The sequence below is a fragment of the Stutzerimonas stutzeri genome (assembly GCF_024448895.1).
In the GTDB taxonomy this organism is placed as follows: Bacteria; Pseudomonadota; Gammaproteobacteria; order Pseudomonadales; family Pseudomonadaceae; genus Stutzerimonas; species Stutzerimonas stutzeri_Q.
In genome coordinates this window covers 1-18952 of the sequence record NZ_JAMOIC010000013.1, presented here as the reverse complement: position 1 = coordinate 18952, position 18952 = coordinate 1, and the positions used below count along the sequence as shown (strand labels likewise).

Genomic DNA, 18952 nt, shown 5'->3' with positions numbered 1-18952 from the left:
TGCCGGCCGACGATGCCGGTCATTTCGCCTGCCCGGCAAATCGCTGAATCTGCCCCGTGGGTCCCGAGACAACCAGCAGGTCCCCAGGCAAAACCAAAGTGCCAGGCGTAGCGTGCTGAAAATCAGTGTTGGTGCGCTTGAGGCCTACGACAGTCACCCCGTATTTCGTCCGGACCTCGGATTCTTCCAGCGTGCGGTTGTGGGTAGGCACTGGCGCATGAATTTTCGCCAAGGCAAAACCGTCGTCCAGCTCGATGAAGTCGATCAGGCGTCCGGTAACCATATTCGCCACCCGCACCCCCATATCAGCTTCCGGATAGACGACATGGTGGGCTCCGATGCGTTGAGCGATCTTTCCGTGCTCCTGGGTCAGGGCCTTGACCCAGATGTCCTTGATACCCAGTTCGGTCAGCGCCATGAGCGTCATCAAACTTGCCGCCACGTCCGTGCCGATTCCGACGATCGCATGGGCAAAATCGGCCACACCGAGTTGCCGCAATACCATCGCATTGGTGGCGTCGGCCTGGACGGCATGTGTGAGTCGGTCCGCCCAGGCATGCACCGGATCGGACTCTCGGTCGATGCCCATCACGTCATGACCCAGATGCACCAGCGAGCGGGCGACTGCCCCTCCGAAGCGGCCCAACCCGATGACCACGACACTGTCGCCTTTGGAAAAGGCGTATTGCTCGGAAAACAACAATTTAGCCAACAATCGGATGTTCCTCTGGATAGCGGTACGGCATACGGTGCGCGCCCAACGCGAGTGAAACGGCGAGCGTGATTGTGCCAACCCGCCCGATGTACATGAGCAGACTGAGCATGAGCTGACTGGACTCCGGAAGCGCGGCAGTGATGCCCGTCGACAGACCGACCGTCCCGAACGCGGAGATGACCTCGAATATCACCTGGTCAGTAGGAAAGTCGGTTTCACGCAGGATGACCAGCGTGCCCAGGACAACCATAGCGCTGCCCAACACCATCACGGTGATGGCCTGGCGCTGCGCGGTTGAGCCTATCCGCCGGCCAAATATCTCGCAGTCGGGTCGGCCCCTTATTTCGGCGACGACCATCAAGACGAGAATCGCCATCGTCCCGACTTTCACCCCGCCGGCCGTACCCGCACTGCCGCCGCCAATGAACATGAGCAAGTAGTGGAGCGCCCAACTTTCGTGGGTTAACGCGCCGATATCCAAAGCGTTGAAACCGGCGGTTCTTGCCGAAACAGACATGAATAGCGCCGACAGGAGCTTGTCCATCACGGACATAGGCGCGAGGGTTCGCGAGTTACCCCACTCGAAATAAACGAAGAACAGGAAACCGGCGATTAACAGGATGGCGGTGCCGCTCAGGGTCAACTTCGTGTGTAGCGACCAGTGCCGAGGGTCATCGAACTTGTTACGCAGATCCTGCAGTACAGGAAAGCCAATACCACCGATAACGATGGCGATCATGATAGGAGTCAGAACGAACCCATCCGTGGCGTATCCCATGAGGCTATCGGCATAGATGGAGAAGCCGGCGTTGTTGAAAGCCGAAACCGCATGAAACAGACCGCTCCACGCGGCAGCCGGCAAGCTGACGTCATACGCCAGATGTAGTCGCAAGGTAAGCCATAGCGCGGCTGCCGCCTCAACGACGAGCGTGACGACGAAAACCAGCTTCGCCACGCTGGAGATATCACCCACACCCAGGGAGCGATTCTCGACCTGGGCGATCATTTTGGTACGTAACCGAAAGGATCGATTGACCAGCAGGCCTAGCAGAGTAGCCACCGTCATCATGCCGAAACCGCCGAGCTGGAACAGCCCGAGAATCACAACCTGTCCGAATGCGGTCCAGTAGGTGCCCGTATCCACGACGACCAGGCCAGTCACGCATACAGCAGATACAGAGGTGAACAGCGCAGTCACGAAGGGGGCCGACGCGCCGCTACTACTCGCGGCGGGAAGCATCAGCAGAACCGTACCCAACAAGATCACACCAGCAAAAATCAGGGCGACTACCCTGGCTGGATGCAGCGAAGACTTCATTCAATCGCCCTTACGATGCTAGGAACAGCAAATAGAACTCGCAGGGCGGGTACTTTACTCCTCAATAGCGAGCAATAGCATGCCTATCGGCGGACGTTTGCTCACTCGGTCTTGGTACGAAACAGAGTGGGTGCCGGGCACATAAAGCTAGAGCGCGTGAGTTTTGAGTTCGACACTCAGATCGTCTGAGCGAGCCGAGACATGGTGAAACTTGGCTCGAGACTTACCCGCACGCTTGGCTTGGTAGAGCGCGCCATCGGCCTGAGCCAATACTTCGACAAACTCGCCGCCGGCCCATACCGCACCGCCCACGCTACATCCGATCTTTATCACCTGACCGGCCAATGTGACCGGCTCCGCCAGCTTCGCGATTATGCGACCAGCAGCGCGTTGCACGTTGGCCAGGGACTCGCCAGCGCGCAAGCGAAGCAGGAGTACGAACTCGTCACCGCCGTGACGGACGGCGATGTCTCCATCGCGCACCGCAGCCAATAACCTGATGCCTACCTCATGCAGCAAGGCATCACCGACGGCATGACCGAAGCGATCGTTGATCGGCTTGAACCCGTCCAGATCCAAGCACAGGACGCCGAAACTGGGCTGCGCTTCCGCGTCGTTGCGCACCGCCTCGACATACTTCTCCAGCGCCGCTCGGTTGGGCAATCCAGTGACGAGATCGCGATAAGCGATTCCCTCGACCAGCGCCAGCTGATTCCGTTTCCGAGTCAGGCTCTCGACGAGATGGCGGATCGCAACGCTGAGGGTTTCGACCTCCCGTGTGCCTTTCAGCAAGGGAATACGCACATCAGCACCTTCGGATAGACGCGCAGCGGCATTGGCGATTTCGTTCACCGGTCCTGTGATCATGCCAGCGGCAAACCACCCGATTACCGCAAACCCGATAGAAAGTACGCCGCCCCACATGAGGATTTCGTTGCGCACTGCGACAGCTTCGGCGAAGGCGGCCGCCGAAGGTTGCCGTGCAACTACGGTCCACCCCAGGCCTGGGTAGTCATCAATGCCTACACTGTGCGCAGCACCCGTCACATACTCATTACCGTCCTGCCACTGCTCGACCGACCAGCTCTGAGCAGCATCGGGGTTCAGCCTTATATCGATGGGCTTGCCGATCATCTCCTTGGGTCCGAGCAGTACCGTACGGTCTTTGCTGATCACCAGAAACTCAAGGCCGCGCAAACGCTTCTGCAGCGGCTCGAATAGTGACCGGCCGACCTCATCAGCCCACTCCCAGGAAAGGTGCGCGGCAAGCACACCCATCAGCCTGCCGCCGTCGTCCCGGACAGGCATGCTGATGTCGACAAACTTCATCGCTTCGCCAGAGGGATTGGGGAGCAGCTTTGCCAGCAGAACTGCCTCGTGCACGTCCCCGACGAACGTTTTTTCCAGCCCGTTGGTAAAGACTGGTCGCTGGGAAATATCTGCGCCTTCTAACAAGCCGCCTGTAGACGCGGCGACCTTGCCATGCGCATCGGTAAGGCCAATCCATGAATAGCTTGGAAACTGCGCGCTGAGGTGGTTCAGCAGCAACCTAGCCTCACCGATATTCGCCGGGTTGCGCAGCGCCTCAAGCTCGCTGAGTACGGTGAGTTCCTTCGACCGGCCACTCATATCGCGATCAAGACGATCAACCATCGAATAGGCGAACTCAGCAAGCTGAAGTCCGGTTTGCTCCTTGAGCCTGGAGATCGACGACTCGCCGATGATGGTGCCGAAGATGCAACTCAGGATCAGTGCGACCAATGCGACAACGATGGCGAATCTCGCGCGAAGACTATGAAGCGAAGCTAAAAACATGGTCGCAACTCAAGGATGGAATCAAAAAGCCAGTATAACTTGGCGTATCAATGCGCTGTATCGGCTGGCCAGCCAGTTTTTGAAGGCGCAAGCATCCTTGCATTATTCAAAAGATCGCTTGAGTTGCACGTCTTGCCGCAGCGTTCGCCCCCTGCAGGCTGAGCTCATCAGCGTGGGAATCGGATCTATAGCCGCAGCAGGCAATCGCTAAGAGGATCAGGCTGGCAATGAGGGGGCGGGGCTTGAGCCGTTCCGTTATGATATAACGTCAGCGAAAAGCGGCGACCTTCTCGCCTTCGATAGATGCGCCGCTATACCCACTCCTTTACCGATCCCACGCCTAATGAAACCAACAGTGCCGTACACCACTCTAGGGCAAGTCCTGAGTCTCGGAAGCCTCGCCCTCTTTGTTACCGACACCCATGCCCAGGACGCCGCCCGGCTTCCGACGATGACGATACAAGCCGAGCACATGAAGGACGCCGGATCCTATGCACCCAGCTCGATCTCAGTCGGCAGTAAAGTGCCTGTGTCGCCCCTCGAGGTGCCGCAATCGGTCAGCGTGGTGACGCGGCAACGCATCGAGGACCAGAACATGGTCACGCTTGGTGATGCGCTGAACGAGGTCACTGGCGTCACCGTCACGCCGTGGGACTCGCTGACGCACCAGTACCGGTCCCGTGGCTACATCATGGACATGGCCTACGACGGCGTGCCGGTGTACGGCAGCAATGGCAATCAGGAGTTTGACCTGGCCATCTACGAGCGGGTCGAAGTGCTACGTGGCCCGGCCGCGCTGTTCATGGGTTCCGGTTAGGGCGGTGGGTTAGTCAATCTGGTGCGCAAAAGGGGGCTGGACACCTTCGGCGCATCGCTTACAACCTCCGCTGGTTCCTGGGACAACTACCGGACGGAAGTCGATGTCGGCGGCCCACTGAGCGCTGACGGGCGTCTACGCAGCCGTTTCGTTGCCAGCTGGCAGGAGCAAGATTATTTCTGGGACGTATCCCACAAGGAGAAATGGCTGGGCTACGGCACGCTCGATTACTCCCTGACACCTAACACGGTCGTGTCCGTTTCGTTCACCCATCAGGAAGACCACACCGACTCGCCCAGTATGGGTCTGCCGGCCTATACGGATGGTCGTTTCCTCGACGTGTCCCGCTCGACGCATGTCTACCCGGACTGGACCATGATGGGCTTCGAGACCACCGAGTTGGCGCTGGACCTGGAACATCGTTTCGCCAATAACTGGATGGTGAAAAGCAAGTTGCTCGAGCGGCGCCAGGACAAGTTCTGGAAGGACAGCTTTCCCACCGTCGGTGTCGATCCGCAAACAGGGTTGATCGCTCAGTACAACAGGCGCGCCAACGACTCGGACATTGAGCAAAGCGCCTTCGATATCTATACATCCGGCCCTTTCAGTCTGCTGAGCCGCACGCACGAGATGACGATTGGCTACAACCGAAACCGGCAGTTCGACAGCTCAAGCTACGGTGACGCGTCGCCGGTATTCGACGTGCCGTTAGGCAATCCCAACGTAGTGCCCGAGCCTGATACTGCGTACACCAGAGGCAGCGAAAACGAGATAGAGCAGCAAGGCTTTTACGGCCAGACGCGCCTGTCCATCACCGATCCGCTGATATTGGTGCTGGGAGCGAGAACAAGCGACTTCGAACGAAAATCGCGTAGTGTTGCGCCGTCCACCCCAACCCAATGGCGCACGGGAGCGACGGAGTCCGGCGAATTCACGCCCTACGGCGGCCTGATCTATTACTTCGCGCCGAACATGACGGGCTATGTCAGCTACTCGGACATCTTCGTCCCTCAAGGTCAGCTGACTGCCGCAGGCGGCACCCTTGAGCCCCGTATCGGTTCGCAGTGGGAGGCCGGGCTCAAGGGCCAGTTCTTCGAGCAGAAGGTGAACGCTTCGCTCGCAGTTTACCGAACCCGGGATACCAATCGCGTCATGCAGGATCTGAACAACCCTGGTTTCTTCCTGGCAGCCGGGGAAGTCGAGGTCGAAGGATGGGAGTTCGAGATATCCGGTCGGCCTGCGCCTAACCTGAATGTCTCGGTCGGTTACGCTTTTCTCAAAAGTAAGTACCTGGAAGACCTGCGCAACGAGGGCGGCAAGTTTTCGCTTTTCGAGCCCAAGCACTCTTTGAAGACTTTCGCGAAGTATCAATTTACCGATGGGCCACTTGAGCGCGCCTTTGTGGGCGGCGGCGTACATATCAGCAGCGGGGGCAACGGCAGCAATTCGGATCTGCGTTCCCAGAGCGGCTACGCACTCGCCAACGCTCAGATCGGCTATCAGCTCGCGCCAAAGACGACAGTCGCCCTGCTGGGCAACAACCTGTTCGACCGGGAGTACTACGCGCGAGTTGGTGGGCTGAATACCTACAACACCTTCGGCGACCCGCGAAACTTCACGCTGATGTTACGCACCGCGCTGTAACGCAAGCGGAAAGGAAAAAAGCGGCGGCCAGACGATATAGTCCGGCCCGCTCGAGCAATCAGAGCCATCGTTCAGCGAGAGCAAACGACAGGACCCGTGAGTCATCGCAAAGGTCGCCTGGCGCCGTTTGCGCATGTCCGGCACATCAGCGTCGCGGCAACGGCGGCGCTGGGTTGAAGACACAACCAAACGGTGCTCAGCCGGTCAGCGTTTCGAGTTCCAGAATCTGCAGCACCGTGTCCAGCTGGTTCATCGACAACGGCGTGGCATAGCCGCTGTAGGTGAAATGCGGACGATCGGTGTTGTTGAACTCAAAGAATTCGTCATCCTCACTGCTCGCGGGGATCTGCTCCAGATCGTTGCCCACCTCATCCAGTGACCGGTGGAGATTGTCACGCAGCGCACCGAGGCGATCGGTGGGCATGTCATTTATCCATGCCGCAAACCTTTGCTGATCGGTCGCCTCGTTCAAATCGAGCCCTCGGCTATTGGCATAGCGTTCAAGCAGCGGCAATACGCTGTGACCCTGCCCGCTCTGGTCTGACAGGACCTGCGCCGCGGCTTCACTGAAGCCTGAATGGGTAAGGAAATCGACAGTAGTACCTGTCTGATAGAGATTGGACTGCTTGACCTGGTCATACTTCATCTGCGCACCGGTACCGAGCAACACGACCCCGATACCGATCGGCCCCCATATGCTGCCGGTCCCCACCGCCGCCATCACACCGCCCACGCCGGTCGATGCATAGATGGCTGCACCGGCAGAGTCACCGTTCTCCGCGGCTACCTTGGCGTTGTAGAAATCGAAAGCAGAGGTCAGCACGCCGAGGATTTTCACCGGCGTGCGATTGCTGCCCCCGACCAGATTGTCCAGGGTGCCGCCCTTCTCGATCATCCCGGCGCCCATCAGCACTTCGGTAGTCTTTTGCGCCACGCCTGCCGCGTCCAGCGTCACTTTCAGGCCAGTCCACAGATTCGGATCGTTCTGATAGTTCGCATGCGAATTCAGCATCACCGCCGTGTTGCCGAGTACGCCGAGCAGACGCAACGCCTGGCCTGTTGGCGTATCACGGTTAAAGGCACGAATGCCGTCGCGGGTCGTTGTGAGCTTGTCGAAGTCGGCATCCATCTTCTGCAGCCGCGCCTGCGCTTCAGCGACGGTTTCGCCAGGCTGCGGCATGGCGTCTTTTACGACCTTGAGGGCTTTGTCGAGATCGCCTTCTGAGATGCCGAGCAGGCGTCCTGTCGCTTCGGTACTGAAGTTGTCCAGCGCTCGCTTGACCTGCTCAACGCTTTTCGGATTGGCCGGATCGAGATTGGCCAGCTCCGGGACCACCGTACGACGGATGATCTGCGTCGCTGTTTCCTCGACGAACTTGCGTCCGCGCTCGGTCAGTTTTCCGTATTGGCCCAGCAACCGCATGCTGTCCGAATCGGTCAGCAGCGCCGGGTCAGCGTCGATCGCGATTCCCATGGCATTGACCGACTCAGGCGTGTCGAAATTCTCGATGAGCTTGCGGGCGAACGCTCGCTCGTCATCGTTCTCGATGGCCTGCAAACGCGTATCCAGATCGCCCTCGCCTTCGAACAACTGCGGATACCGCGCCTCGATCACGCCCAGGTTGTCGATCAGCTCGCGTCCGTCCTTCGCGACCTGAGCCCGCAGCTCATCGGCTTTCTTCTTCCAGTCCTCATCGCCAGCGACGTAGCCATCCACGGCTTGCGCAAGCTGCTCGTCGGTCATCACCGAACCGCCGTTCTGCTCGAGCCAGTTCAGTTCTGCCAGATGATTGCCATAGGCCTTGATGTCCTCACCGACCCGGTGCTGGTTCTGCTGAAGGCCGTCGAGGATGCCGCCGTCGGTCACCATCGTGGGCAATTCACCTTCGTACTGCCCGACCAGCGCCAGCGGGTAATTCAGGCTTCCGCCACTGGCCAGGTAAGGCGCAAAGGCGTGCATGTGATAGAAGCCCATCGCACTCAGGCGGTCGAGCGTTTGCTTGTCGGCTTGCGGATCGAGTCGACCGGTGAATTGGAGCAGGTATTGGGTTCCCAGGGTCTCCGTACGCAAGGCACCCTCGTCGCTGTAGATTGATTCGGCGAACGCACGCTCCAGCTCGGGCAGAACGGCCTCGGTCAGTTCACTGACCAGACTTGGATCAAGGCCGACGCTCATCTCGTCCAGGCGGCGAAACATCTCGGCGGTCTTGAACACATAGGGATTGATCGCCTCCTTGTGTTCTTCCGTCAGCGCGCTGGTGGCATGGTCAGCGGCGCCCTGGATGATCGCGTTGGCATCCGGCGAGCGCAGCATCGCCTGCCGAACCTCGGTCGAGGCGGTTTTGAAGCCTTCATCCAGGCGGGTGAGCGCATCGAGCGGGTCGGCTTCGCCGCGCGCATCGGCAACTCGCTCGCGTGCCTCGGATTCAACTTCGCTACCGGCATGGGACGATGGCTGCAACTCGATGCCCTGCATGTCAGCGCCCTGCTCGATCGCCATCTGCGCCGGGCCCGCATCGGTCCAGTCCCGGTCAAACAGCCGTTGTGTGGTCGCCTCTTGCGTCTCTTTCGGCAATGCCTCGATGAACTCACCGACGTCGGCGGCGAGCGCATCGATCTCGGCCTGATGATCGATCTCACCCGCATCGGCGTATTCGATCGCATTGCCGCGGGCATAGAGCTCATCGAGGAACAGCGCTTCGCCGTCGGCGAGCTGGGCCAGTTCACTCGGCGAAGGCGCCGGCAGGAACAACACCTCTCCACTCTCGATATGGTTGATGTTCTCGACCTGCGGGTTGAGCTCAGCAACCGCTGGCAGCGCCACGTGATTGTCTCTGGCGATATGGGTCAGGGTGTCGCCGCGCTCTACCACTACCAGCCGCTCCTGCGGCCGATGCTTGTCCATTCGGGGATCGGCAGACGCCTCGGCGCGTTCCTTCTCGGCCTGATGTACCGCCTCGAGAAAGCGCTCGCGCTCAGCCCTCCCTTGGGTCGGAAGGCTGGGCAACAAACGGCGGGCACCAGAATCATCGATCAGAAAGGCCATGGCGTTCCTCCGGACATGCGTTCGGTTCTTGGGATGGCAATGCAAGACGACACGACCTCCATCCCGGAGTCGAAACAAGCTGAGGCTAGGCGGCTGTCCCGCCGCTCTATCAAGACTGTGCATACGCACGATGACAGCGGTATTTCAGTCCGACCTGCCTGTGGAGCCAGCCAGGCCTGTCGGCAGCGCCGGTAAAGCTCACGACCACCTGTGGCGCCTGCTCGCCCAGCCAACCAAAACTTTCACATAACCTCGGTACGCTCGAACTGTACGCCCAGGTGTCTTGGCGTCCTGGCGTTTACATGACTGCCTCTGGAGGTCCCGGTGTCCGAACCCACCGCACTGCTGCAGTACCGTCCGCGCCTGGCGGACCTGCGACCTTTGGGCCAGCTCACAGCATTGGCCGAGCCGGCATACGAACTGATAGCACCTCGAACGACACCGGCTGAAACGCTGGCGGACAGGCAGGGGTATCACGCCGACTTTCTTGGGCAGTTCCATGTTGCTTGGCCTCGGCTGGCCGAGACCTACCGGGACGATGTTCTGCCCATCCCGGGCAGTGCCGAGGATCGGCTGGACTACACCCACTTTTCCATCGCCATGTCCCGAAGTCGCCGCCTGGCCTTGTTCGTCGGGGTGAATATAGAGGGCGATTCGCTGGTCGACGTGACTCGCGGCAAGGATCGCTGGAGTCATGACGGACGCATCCCGGCCGAGGCGCAGATTGGCGAGTTTCTCTATGCCGACAACCTGCTCGACCGCGGCCACCTTGTGCGCCGCCAAGATCCCAACTGGGGACCGCAGGCCGAGCAGGCCAATGCCGACACCTTCCATTTCACCAATTGCGCGCCGCAGATGGCCGGCTTCAACCAGAAGAACTGGCTGGACCTGGAAAACTACGTGCTCGAAAACACGCGACGCTGGCGAGCACGGGCCACTGTGTTCAGCGGCCCGGTATTCAGCGAAGCCGATCAGCTTTATCGGAACGTGCCGATACCGAGTGCGTACTGGAAGGTCGTTGCCTTTCTTGGCGAAGATGGAAAGCCCTCCGCCACCGCCTATCTCATCAGCCAGTCCGGGGAGCTGGGTCGCCTCGCTGCCGTGTTCGGACGCTTCCGGACCTACCAGCGCAGCGTGCTGAACGTCCAGCAGCTTACGAATATCGACTTCGGAGAGCTGGCCGACTATGACGGTTTTTCCAACGAGGAGCGCGCCACCGGCACCCGCATCGAAGCTGAGATACGGCAGCTCGCCGATATCAGGCTTTGAATAGGCTTCTCGCCTCACGCCTGGGAGTGACGTCAAGCGCAACCGAACGCGCCGTCGCTGCAGGATCGCCTCGAATCACGAAATAACCGGCAGCTTGGGTAACACGCTCATCCGGAGCCGCCGCCACGGCTGTCTGCCTTGACGCTTAGAACTTGATCAGGCGATCTAGCAACCATGCCGCTGCTGGGCCTAGCGGCCGCTGTCGAGACCAGACCGCATCGACCGCCGTCTGCCTGGGCCAGCCATTCATGGCGAGCTCCTTGAGCCGGCCAGGTTCGTAAGCCTGGACCAGGGACCTAGGCAGGATGGCCCAGCCAAATCCAAGCGCCGCCATTTCCATCAACAGCACGTGGTCAGGTGCCGTCCAGCATCGCGTGCTGACGATGCCCATGTCGTCGTCATTGGTGTCGCTGCCGACCACCGATCTCAAACGCAACCGACGCCATTGAGCCAGCGCCTCCGTATCGACCGATTCGAGAGTGGCGAGCTGATGATCATGTCGCACGAAAATCCCGAAAATCGCGCCGTGTGCCAAGCGTGCATGGGCGATAGCCGCGTCGTAGCCAGGTTGTGCTGCGATCAACCCGACATGCGCTCGACCCTGGCTGACCAGATCAATCACATCCGCGCCCTCAGCGATCAGGCATTCGAATTCGAGATCCGGGTAGCGCTGATCCAGCTCGCACAGTCGCTCCTCGTGCTGGCCGTGCTGGTAGGCATCCGATAGCGCTAGCGTCAGCCTCGCTTCCAGCCCACCCGCCAGCATTGCCGCATGCCGCTTGAGCCCTTCGCCAGCGACTAATACCTGTTCGGCATGTACGAGCAGCGTTCCTCCCGCTTCGGTGAGCTTCAGCTGGCGAGCCCCACGCACGAACAGTTCGACCCCAAGGTCGATTTCCAGCCGGGCGATCGCCTCGCTTATGGTCGACTGGCTTTTGCCAAGGCGTCTGGCCGCCGCGCTGAACGAGCCGCAGGTAGCCGCATGAACGAAGGATTCGAGTGATTCAGGAGACAAGGTCATATCGGTTAAGCCGATGGAAGCCAACTATGAATTGAGGGTTTAAGCGATGAATATAGCCGTGATCGACCACACATACGAAATCCCGAATGCAAAGCTCAGCCCCCAAACGCAGTTTTACCGAACGAGCCGGACACGCCATCACGTTCGAGCTCATTGCCGTGGCCATCTGCGCGCCGACACTTGCCTGGGTGATGGAGCGCCCACTCGCTCACGTTGGCGCCCTCACTGCGATGTTCTCTGCGGTCGCGATGCTCTGGAACATGGCGTTCAACATGCTGTTCGATCGAGCCCAGGCGAGGCTAGGATTCGAGCGCGGCATCGGTATACGGATGCTTCACGCGACACTGTTCGAGCTTGGACTCATCGTCCTGGTCGTGCCGCTTGCCGCATGGTGGCTGGAGATTGGCCTGCTCGAGGCGCTGTTGCTGGACATCGGCCTGATCCTGTTCTTCTTGCCGTACACCCTGGGCTTCAACTGGGTATACGACATCATGCGTGAGCGGTACGTACGTCGAAATGCGCGCGCCGCTCACGGATAACACCTGCTCAGGCCAGCGCGTCAAGCTGGCCGCCTTCAGACACGGATCACATCCGGTTCAGGCGCTTTGCTTTGCTGACCATAATCAGCTTGTTTGCCCAGTTGCCATCCAAGATAGGCCCATAGCAGCGCGCAGATTGCGCCGGCCACGGCGACCAGGCCGGCGCCCTGACCGAACATGTCCAGTGCAGTCTTTCCCCAACCGCTGACGGCATCACCGGCGCGATAGACGACCGTATCGATGACGTTCTTCGCCTTGTACTTGCTCTCCGCATCCAGCGGCGCGAAGAGCATCTCGCGGCCGGGCCGGACGAAAGCGTACTCGCCGATCCGGCGCACAATCATCAACGCTGCGAGCAAAGCGAAGCTGGGCATCAGCGCCAGGCCAATAAAGCCGACGCAAACAAGCAGCGGCACGATCGCAAGCAACACGCGCACGCCCAGCTTCTGCGCCAGCCGTCCGGTGATGAACAGCTGAGACAGCAGTGCCCCGGCCTGGACGACCACATCAATAGTGCCGAACACCCGAACCTGCGCCGCCCGGTCGGGGAACAGTTCGGCCACAAGGCGCGCTTGCTCGAAGTAAAGAAAGGTCGTCACGGTGGCCAGCAGCACCACGAAGCCGGCGATGCCGAGCAGATAGGGAGACTGCAGCACCCGCGTCATCCCGCTGAACGGGTTGCCCGGCACCGGCTTGCGCGTGCTCTCCGCCGGGGTCGCGCCAGGGCGCCCTGCTCCGCCGACTTCACGCCAGCGCATGAGCGAGACCTTGAGTGCCAGCGCGCCGCCCAGTAGCAGCGCGGCGAGCAGCATCAACCCCGCCTCTCCCAGACTGCCGATCAGCAACGCGCTGAGCGCCGGCCCGACCAGCCCGCCGACGCTCGCCCCGGCGGCGATGAAGGCAAACAGCCGCTTGGCCTGGGCGCTGTCGAACACGTCCGCCATCAGGCTCCAGGCCACGGACACGACGAACAGGTTGTAGACCGAGATCCATACGTAGAACACCCGCGCCAGCCAGGGGTTTTCGTCCTGCAGTAGAAACAGCGCGGAGAACAGCAGCAGGTTCAAGCAGAAGAAGCCGTACACCCAGTCGACGAAATGCAGCCGCGGTACGCGAGAGCTGAGCCAGGCAAACAGAGGCACGGCCGCGAGCATGACGAAGAACGTCGCGGTAAACAGCCATTGCAGGTTCTCCACCCCCGCCGCGATGCCCATCGACTCGCGGATCGGGCGCAGCATGAAGTAGCCGGCGAACAGGAAGAAGAACAGCAGGAAACCACTCAGTGCCGGGCGTAGCTCGTGTTCCTCGGCATTGATCATGGCGCTCAGGCGATGCACAACGGATGGCGTGCTCATGGGCGCGCTCCTGAAAAAGGAAGAGAGGTAACAGGGCGCGAGCGCAAGGCGGCCCGCGCCCGAGGGTTCATGGGTAGCTCACACCGGTCATCCGTTCCGACAGCTGCCACAGCTCGGCGGCATCGGCCTGGTTCGCGGCGGCGTCGGGAACCGTGGCAAAGCCCAGCGGCCCACGTTTCTCCTCATCGCCGGTCGGCCCGTAATAGGCGCCGCCGACCGCTTCCGGCGCGGTCGCGGCATACAGGGTCGGCAGCGCGCCCTGGGCAGCGGAGTGGTACTTGTCGCGGTCCTTGGCCCAGTTGGCGGCGAACTCGCTTTCCAACCCCGGCCCACGCTCGACCAGCTCGGTGACGGCGACACCGGGATGCGCGGCAATGCTGCGGATGCCCCAGCCGGCGGTATCGCTGTGGCGCTGCAGCTCCATCGCCCACATCAGCACCGCCAGCTTGGACTGCGCGTAGGTGGCGTAGGGGTTGTAGCCCTGCTCGGCCTGCAGGTCCGCGAAGTTCAGTTGACCTCGACCCGCCGCGATGCTGGACAGGCTGACCACCCGGGCGTCGTCGCTTTCCAAAAGCAACGGCATCAGCAGTGCGGTCAGGGTGAACGGGCCGAGATAGTTGGTCGCCAGCTGCAGCTCGTGGCCATCGGCCGAGGTCCCACGCTTAGGCGGCGCCATGATCGCGGCGTTATTGATCAGTACATCCAGGCGCGGCAAGCGCTCCTGAAGGCGCTCGGCGAGGCTGCGCACCGAGGCCAGGTTGGCCAGATCAACAGCCTCGAACTGCACGCGGGCGTCCGGAACCTGCTCACGTATCCGCTCGATCGTCTCCTGCCCGCGCTCGGCGTTGCGCGCGGCAATGATGACCTCCGCGCCAGCGCGCGACAGCGCCAGTGCATCCTCGTAACCCATACCGCTGGTGCCGCCGGTGACCAGCACGATGCGGCCGGTCTGGGCCGGCATGTCGGCCAGGCTCCAGTCCGGTTTTGGCGATGGCCGGTTGGCGGCTTCGACGGCCAGTGTCCCAGCCAGAGCCACCCCTGCGATCAGCGTTCTGGCCAGCTTCATCAATGGCCGGGCATGGCCGCCCGGCTCGGTTGCGTTTCTCTGCGCCATGATCGTTTCCTCTTCATCGTGAATGGCTTGCCTCAGGCAGAGGCGGCCGACGGATGAAGTATCAGCGTACGATCAGATAGTGATAATCCAGGCAAACATGGACGGGCTGTTCGTTCGCTCGTACAGTCGAGGAATTCAAGGAGGCTCCCATGCGTCAACCCAACCTGAGTGATGTCACGCTGTTTGCCGCCGTGGTCGAAGCCGGAGGGTTTCGCGCTGCCGCGCAGAAACGCGGCATGTCGGCGTCTTCGCTGAGCGATTGCATACGTCGCCTGGAAAACGACCTGGGCCTGCGCCTGCTCAACCGCACCACCCGCAGCGTCACCCCGACCAGCGCGGGGGAGCGGCTGCTGGAACGCCTGCGCCCGGCGCTCGACGAAATAAGCGCGGCATTCAATGACCTTGACGATGACGCCCACCGGCCGGTCGGCACCCTCAAGCTGAACGTGCCGGTGCCGGTGGCGCGCTTCCTGTTGCCGGACCTGTTGAGCCGCTTCCTCAAGCTCTGCCCAGCGGTGAACGTCGAAGTGGTGATGGAAAATACTTTTATCGACGTCATCGCCGCCGGTTACGACGCCGGCGTGCGCTACGAGGAAAGCCTGGCCAAGGACATGATCGCCATCCCCATCGGCCCGCGCCGGCAACGCTTCGTCGCCGCCGCTGCGCCTGCCTATCTCGCCGCCCACGGCACGCCGCGGCACCCATCCGAGCTGACCGAGCACCAGCTGCTCGGCCATCGTTTCGAGAGCGGCAAGGTGAGTATTTTCGAGTTCGAGAAGGACGGCCGAACCCTGCGCGTGCCGCCACACGGCCAGCTCGTGACCTCCTCCCATGACCTGAAGACCAGCGCGGCAATCAACGGCCTCGGCGTCATCTACACCTTCGAGGACTTCATCCGCGAGCCGCTGGCCGATGGACGCCTGACGCCCATCCTCGAAGACTGGTGGCAGTCCTTCGACGGCCCGTATCTCTACTACCACGGCCGCCGTCACATGCCCTCGCCCCTCAGAGCCTTCGTCGATTTCCTCAAGGCCGAGGGGCAAGAGCGCACCTGATTAGCGCAGGTCAGGGCTTGGGCAGATAGCCCGGCAACGCTTCCAGCCGCTCCATCCAGCGGGCGACGTGACTGTACGGCGTGAGATCCACATCCCCTTCCGGCGCCAGCACCACGTAGGGGTAGACCGCGCAATCAGCGATGGTCGGCCGGTCGATCGCCAGCCAGTCGTGGCGCTGCAGATGATCGTCCAGCAGCTTGAGCACCGCCGGTGCCTTGGCCAGCGCTGCGGCCTTGTCCAGCGGATAGCCGAACTTCTGAACCAGCCGCGCCGCATTCAGGCTCTGCTGGATCTCGTTCGCGGTGAAGGACAGCCACTGCACAATCTCCGCCTGCCCGCGCGGATTGTCCGGCCACCACGCCAGGCCGCCGTAAGCGCCGGCGAGGTAGACCAGAATGGCCTGCGAGTCGCGGACGATATGCCCGGCATCATCCAAAATCGGCAACTGCCCCAGCGGGTTCAGCTCTGACAGCGGCGGCTCCTTGTGCGCGCCATTGGCGAAATCCACGGCTACCAGTTCAAGGTCGATATTTGCCAGCGCAGCGAACAGCCGCACCTTGTAGCAGTTGCCGGATGGACCCAGGTCGTACAGTTTCATTGCGCACCTCCTCTGATGAGCTGATTGAATTCCAGAACGTTGCCGTCCGGATCGCGGATGAACAGCGCGATCCGCCGCGGGCCGATGGGATGCGGCCCCTCGGTGATGACGATGCCCTGCGCCTCGAGCCAATGCTGGAGCGCCGTGAGGTCATCGACGATAAATGCCGGATGGGTCATGCCGGGCCGCTTGACCGGCGCATCCAGCAGCACGTTGTGCGCATCAGGCGCACGCGCACCGTTGAAGATCAGGTTGATGCGCACGCCATCCGGGCTGAGCATTTCGTTCGCCTCGAACAGCGGAAAGCTCGCGCTCTCGACGAAGCCCAGCGCCTGGTAGAAGGCCATCGCGCGCGGCCGGTCGCTGACACGAATACCGATGTGGTCGTAGGCGAGAATGCGGGCGGGGCTGGCTGATTGATGCATGTGCGAAACTCCAAAAGACCTCAGTCCCTGAAGTGTCAGCCGCCCTGCAGGTTTCACCTATGCCGCCGGCCTGACAACATCTATGCAGCAATCGCACAAATCCAGGGGTAGCAATGGACAAGCTCAAGGCAATGGCCAACTTCGTTCGCATCGTAGACAACGGCAGCCTGAGCTCGGCCGCCGATGCCACCGGGCAATCCGTGGCGTCGGTGGTGCGCTCACTGGCCGCGCTGGAGCGCCATCTCGGCGTGCGCCTGCTGAATCGCAGCACCCGGCGCATGGCCCTCACCGACGAGGGCGCTGAGTACCTGGCCTGGAGCCGGCGCATGCTGGCGGACTTCGCCGATATGGAGCAGCGCTTGGAGGCCAGCGACGGCGCCGTCCGCGGCCTGCTGCGCATCACCGCACCGATGGAGTTCGGCCAGCGTTACGTTGCGCCGCTGGTGAACGAATTTCTCAAGGAACATCCAGAAATCCGGGTGGAGCTGAACCTGAGCGACCAGATCGTCCCGCTGCTCGACGAACGCCTCGACCTCGCTTTGCGCATCGGCCATCTGCCCGACTCGGCCATGGTCGCCCGGCAGATCGGCAGCACCCGGCTGGTCACCTGCGCCAGCCCCGACTACCTGGGCACAGCCCCCGCCATCGACACCCCAGCGGCACTCAAGGACCACGCCTGCATCGCCTTCGCCGCCCAGGGCCTCCACTGGTACTACCGCCACGGCGAGAAGGAACAGGCCGAGGAGATCGCCCCACGCCTGACCTGCAACCAGATCCGCGCCGCCAGCCTGGCCTGCGTGCAAGGCCTCGGCATCACGCGGCTGATGCACTATCAGGTCGCCGACGAACTGGCTGATGGTCGTCTATTAAGGGTGCTCAGGGATTACGAACCGAAGGACCTGCCGATCCAACTCGTCTACCCGCACGCGTTGCAGCTGTCGCCAAGGGTGCGGGCGTTTGTGGAGTGGGCTTGTCCTAGGTTGGAGAGGGGTATGCCGGGGTTGGATAGGTAGAGATGACCGATATCGGCCAAAAGCGGACCGTTACTGCTCCTACACTTTTTCTGCGGCTTACCTCCGAATTGAGCAATTCGACGATCAGGCCGAGAATCGCCACGGCGATCAGCACGGCACGCTCGAGGCCGCTGACGTCGAACAGCAAGGCGGCTGGAATCAACGCAGGTTCAGCAGCACCCGCTGGCGGAACGCCGCCTCGCCCCGATAGGCGGCCTTGAGGCCGGCGGCGGAGTAGCCGGCGGCATACCAGATGCGCGCCAGCCCCCCGCTGCGCCCTTTCATAACCGCACCACCAACCGGCACGTCAACGCTTGCCGCGCCATCGCTCATCACGCGGGCCGGCTTAGATGACATCGCAGCGCATCTGGCTGAACGTGCCGTGGGCAGTCAGCAATCGTCGCCAGTCCTGTTCCGGCATGGCCTGGCGATGACGTTTGAGCTGGCGCAGGTCATGCCGTGCAGCGGCACTGCGACGTAGCCGGCGACGGCTCTTTTCCAGATCAAGCAGCGCGACCTCGACACGGGTCGCGTCATCTTCACCCTGAGCCCTGATGAAGATGTGCTTGGGATAGCAGCAGCCATGCTGCCAGCGTGCCTGATGAATGCGCGCCAGGGTGATCCCGACCGCCGCGAGCATGCGCTCCTGTACCGCCGGACCGAAGCGCTCCCCCAAGTCCTGTTGATACCAGTCCTCCAGGCTGATGAAACCCTCCAGTTCCGCCGTCACCAGCAGCGCCTGCCACTGACCGGCTTGCTGCCGGGTCCCGCAGTAGACCAGTTCCGGCACCTGCACGCCGAGCCGGCCGAATGCTTGCAGCGCCTGCAGTTCGCGCAGCACCGTGGGCCGGCCGAGAGGATGCAGCGGCGACCGATACAGGTGGCCAATCTGCCGTTTGCAGTACAGCAGCGGCTGCTGCGGATCGCGCAGGCGTATCCGTTGCACACCGCTTTCGCCGGCGCGGCGCTGGTTGGGTTCCTCAACCCATTCGCCCTGCGTGCTCCACCAACGCTGGAAGGTGCTGGTACGCGCTTCACGGGCAGGCAATACGAGTGGTCGGCTCATGTTCAACCCCGCTTGCGCAGCACGTAGACCCGCCACATGGCGTAGCCCGGGAGGAAGTCATTGCGGTCGAGGATGTCGAAACCGGCCTCGGCGAATTCCGCCTCGATCACCGAGCGCGCGACAACGAAGCGGTTCTGGTTTT

Annotated in this window: 16 protein-coding genes and 2 pseudogenes; 6 read left to right on the top strand and 12 right to left on the bottom strand. The window is 61.7% G+C overall.

Translation table 11 applies throughout. From position 1 onward, the window contains the following. Nucleotides 1–19 precede the first annotated feature (19 nt). The 3 genes from NA619_RS15775 to NA619_RS15765 all read right to left on the bottom strand — a co-directional run bounded on the left by NA619_RS15775 (nucleotide 20) and on the right by NA619_RS15765 (nucleotide 3848). The gene (locus tag NA619_RS15775) at nucleotides 20–715 is read right to left on the bottom strand and encodes a potassium channel family protein (protein WP_255962801.1); all 696 of its coding nucleotides are present in this window, start codon (nucleotides 713–715) and stop codon (nucleotides 20–22) included. Beyond that, nucleotides 705–2033, bottom strand: a complete 1329-nt coding sequence (locus NA619_RS15770; RefSeq protein ID WP_255962800.1) for a TrkH family potassium uptake protein — start codon at nucleotides 2031–2033, stop codon at nucleotides 705–707. Before NA619_RS15770 ends, NA619_RS15775 begins: the two co-directional genes overlap by 11 nt. Before the next feature lie 147 nt (nucleotides 2034–2180). Continuing rightward, complete coding sequence (locus NA619_RS15765; protein ID WP_255962799.1) at nucleotides 2181–3848, bottom strand: sensor domain-containing diguanylate cyclase; 1668 nt, start codon at nucleotides 3846–3848, stop codon at nucleotides 2181–2183. Between the two features lie 343 nt (nucleotides 3849–4191). Here NA619_RS15765 and NA619_RS15760 point away from each other — a divergent pair, with 343 nt between their 5' ends. Next, nucleotides 4192–4665, top strand: a complete 474-nt coding sequence (locus NA619_RS15760; protein WP_255962798.1) for a TonB-dependent receptor plug domain-containing protein — start codon at nucleotides 4192–4194, stop codon at nucleotides 4663–4665. Nucleotides 4666–4683: 18 nt separating this feature from the next. Next, nucleotides 4684–6309, top strand: coding sequence for a TonB-dependent siderophore receptor (locus NA619_RS15755; RefSeq protein WP_255962917.1), 1626 nt, complete (start codon nucleotides 4684–4686; stop codon nucleotides 6307–6309). A 196-nt stretch (nucleotides 6310–6505) separates the two neighbouring features. On the opposite strand, the gene NA619_RS15750 is transcribed toward NA619_RS15755, so the two are convergent. Then, nucleotides 6506–9355, bottom strand: coding sequence for a LysM peptidoglycan-binding domain-containing protein (locus NA619_RS15750; RefSeq protein WP_255962797.1), 2850 nt, complete (start codon nucleotides 9353–9355; stop codon nucleotides 6506–6508). Nucleotides 9356–9679: 324 nt separating this feature from the next. Here NA619_RS15750 and NA619_RS15745 point away from each other — a divergent pair, with 324 nt between their 5' ends. Next, the gene (locus NA619_RS15745) at nucleotides 9680–10624 is read left to right on the top strand and encodes a DNA/RNA non-specific endonuclease (protein WP_255962796.1); all 945 of its coding nucleotides are present in this window, start codon (nucleotides 9680–9682) and stop codon (nucleotides 10622–10624) included. A 145-nt stretch (nucleotides 10625–10769) separates the two neighbouring features. On the opposite strand, the gene NA619_RS15740 is transcribed toward NA619_RS15745, so the two are convergent. Further along, nucleotides 10770–11645, bottom strand: coding sequence for a LysR family transcriptional regulator (locus NA619_RS15740; protein ID WP_255962795.1), 876 nt, complete (start codon nucleotides 11643–11645; stop codon nucleotides 10770–10772). An 86-nt stretch (nucleotides 11646–11731) separates the two neighbouring features. Here NA619_RS15740 and NA619_RS15735 point away from each other — a divergent pair, with 86 nt between their 5' ends. Continuing rightward, entirely contained in the window at nucleotides 11732–12184 is a 453-nt protein-coding gene (locus NA619_RS15735; protein ID WP_255962794.1) for a multidrug/biocide efflux PACE transporter, read from the top strand. A 35-nt stretch (nucleotides 12185–12219) separates the two neighbouring features. Here NA619_RS15735 and NA619_RS15730 read toward each other — a convergent pair whose 3' ends face one another. Further along, nucleotides 12220–13539, bottom strand: coding sequence for an NTP/NDP exchange transporter (locus tag NA619_RS15730; RefSeq protein ID WP_255962792.1), 1320 nt, complete (start codon nucleotides 13537–13539; stop codon nucleotides 12220–12222). A gap of 67 nt (nucleotides 13540–13606) precedes the next feature. Beyond that, a complete protein-coding gene (locus NA619_RS15725; protein ID WP_255962790.1) occupies nucleotides 13607–14653 on the bottom strand; it encodes an SDR family oxidoreductase in 1047 nt (348 codons plus the stop codon). Between the two features lie 149 nt (nucleotides 14654–14802). Between NA619_RS15725 and NA619_RS15720 the strand changes: the two genes are divergently transcribed. Then, nucleotides 14803–15708, top strand: coding sequence for a LysR family transcriptional regulator (locus tag NA619_RS15720; RefSeq protein WP_255962788.1), 906 nt, complete (start codon nucleotides 14803–14805; stop codon nucleotides 15706–15708). A gap of 10 nt (nucleotides 15709–15718) precedes the next feature. Here the strand turns inward: NA619_RS15720 and NA619_RS15715 are convergent, their stop codons facing one another. Beyond that, a complete protein-coding gene (locus NA619_RS15715; RefSeq protein WP_255962787.1) occupies nucleotides 15719–16306 on the bottom strand; it encodes a glutathione S-transferase family protein in 588 nt (195 codons plus the stop codon). Further along, nucleotides 16303–16731, bottom strand: coding sequence for a VOC family protein (locus tag NA619_RS15710; protein WP_255962786.1), 429 nt, complete (start codon nucleotides 16729–16731; stop codon nucleotides 16303–16305). The genes NA619_RS15715 and NA619_RS15710 overlap by 4 nt, the downstream gene beginning before the upstream one ends. Nucleotides 16732–16844: 113 nt before the next feature. On the opposite strand from NA619_RS15710, the gene NA619_RS15705 reads away from it, so the two are divergent. Next, nucleotides 16845–17744 carry a LysR family transcriptional regulator gene (locus NA619_RS15705; RefSeq protein WP_255962785.1) on the top strand — a complete coding sequence of 300 codons (900 nt, stop codon included), beginning with the start codon at nucleotides 16845–16847 and terminating at the stop codon, nucleotides 17742–17744. A gap of 58 nt (nucleotides 17745–17802) precedes the next feature. Here NA619_RS15705 and NA619_RS15700 read toward each other — a convergent pair. From NA619_RS15700 to NA619_RS15690, 3 genes and pseudogenes are all read right to left on the bottom strand, one after another. Beyond that, a pseudogene (locus NA619_RS15700) lies at nucleotides 17803–18077 on the bottom strand (diacylglycerol kinase); the annotation flags it as partial. Between the two features lie 13 nt (nucleotides 18078–18090). Continuing rightward, nucleotides 18091–18810, bottom strand: coding sequence for a lipopolysaccharide kinase InaA family protein (locus tag NA619_RS15695; RefSeq protein WP_255962784.1), 720 nt, complete (start codon nucleotides 18808–18810; stop codon nucleotides 18091–18093). Nucleotides 18811–18812: 2 nt separating this feature from the next. After that, a pseudogene (locus NA619_RS15690) lies at nucleotides 18813–18952 on the bottom strand (SAM-dependent methyltransferase); the annotation flags it as partial.

What these genes read in the sequence shown, in the direction of transcription:
- NA619_RS15710 (WP_255962786.1), bottom strand. Translation starts at nt 16,731, where the DNA reads ATGCATCAATCAGCCAGCCCCGCCCGCATTCTCGCCTACGACCACATC.
- NA619_RS15720 (WP_255962788.1), top strand. Translation starts at nt 14,803, where the DNA reads ATGCGTCAACCCAACCTGAGTGATGTCACGCTGTTTGCCGCCGTGGTC.
- NA619_RS15695 (WP_255962784.1), bottom strand. Translation starts at nt 18,810, where the DNA reads ATGAGCCGACCACTCGTATTGCCTGCCCGTGAAGCGCGTACCAGCACC.
- NA619_RS15705 (WP_255962785.1), top strand. Translation starts at nt 16,845, where the DNA reads ATGGACAAGCTCAAGGCAATGGCCAACTTCGTTCGCATCGTAGACAAC.
- NA619_RS15730 (WP_255962792.1), bottom strand. Translation starts at nt 13,539, where the DNA reads ATGAGCACGCCATCCGTTGTGCATCGCCTGAGCGCCATGATCAATGCC.
- NA619_RS15735 (WP_255962794.1), top strand. Translation starts at nt 11,732, where the DNA reads ATGCAAAGCTCAGCCCCCAAACGCAGTTTTACCGAACGAGCCGGACAC.
- NA619_RS15760 (WP_255962798.1), top strand. Translation starts at nt 4,192, where the DNA reads ATGAAACCAACAGTGCCGTACACCACTCTAGGGCAAGTCCTGAGTCTC.
- NA619_RS15725 (WP_255962790.1), bottom strand. Translation starts at nt 14,653, where the DNA reads ATGGCGCAGAGAAACGCAACCGAGCCGGGCGGCCATGCCCGGCCATTG.
- NA619_RS15770 (WP_255962800.1), bottom strand. Translation starts at nt 2,033, where the DNA reads ATGAAGTCTTCGCTGCATCCAGCCAGGGTAGTCGCCCTGATTTTTGCT.
- NA619_RS15740 (WP_255962795.1), bottom strand. Translation starts at nt 11,645, where the DNA reads ATGACCTTGTCTCCTGAATCACTCGAATCCTTCGTTCATGCGGCTACC.
- NA619_RS15715 (WP_255962787.1), bottom strand. Translation starts at nt 16,306, where the DNA reads ATGAAACTGTACGACCTGGGTCCATCCGGCAACTGCTACAAGGTGCGG.
- NA619_RS15765 (WP_255962799.1), bottom strand. Translation starts at nt 3,848, where the DNA reads ATGTTTTTAGCTTCGCTTCATAGTCTTCGCGCGAGATTCGCCATCGTT.
- NA619_RS15750 (WP_255962797.1), bottom strand. Translation starts at nt 9,355, where the DNA reads ATGGCCTTTCTGATCGATGATTCTGGTGCCCGCCGTTTGTTGCCCAGC.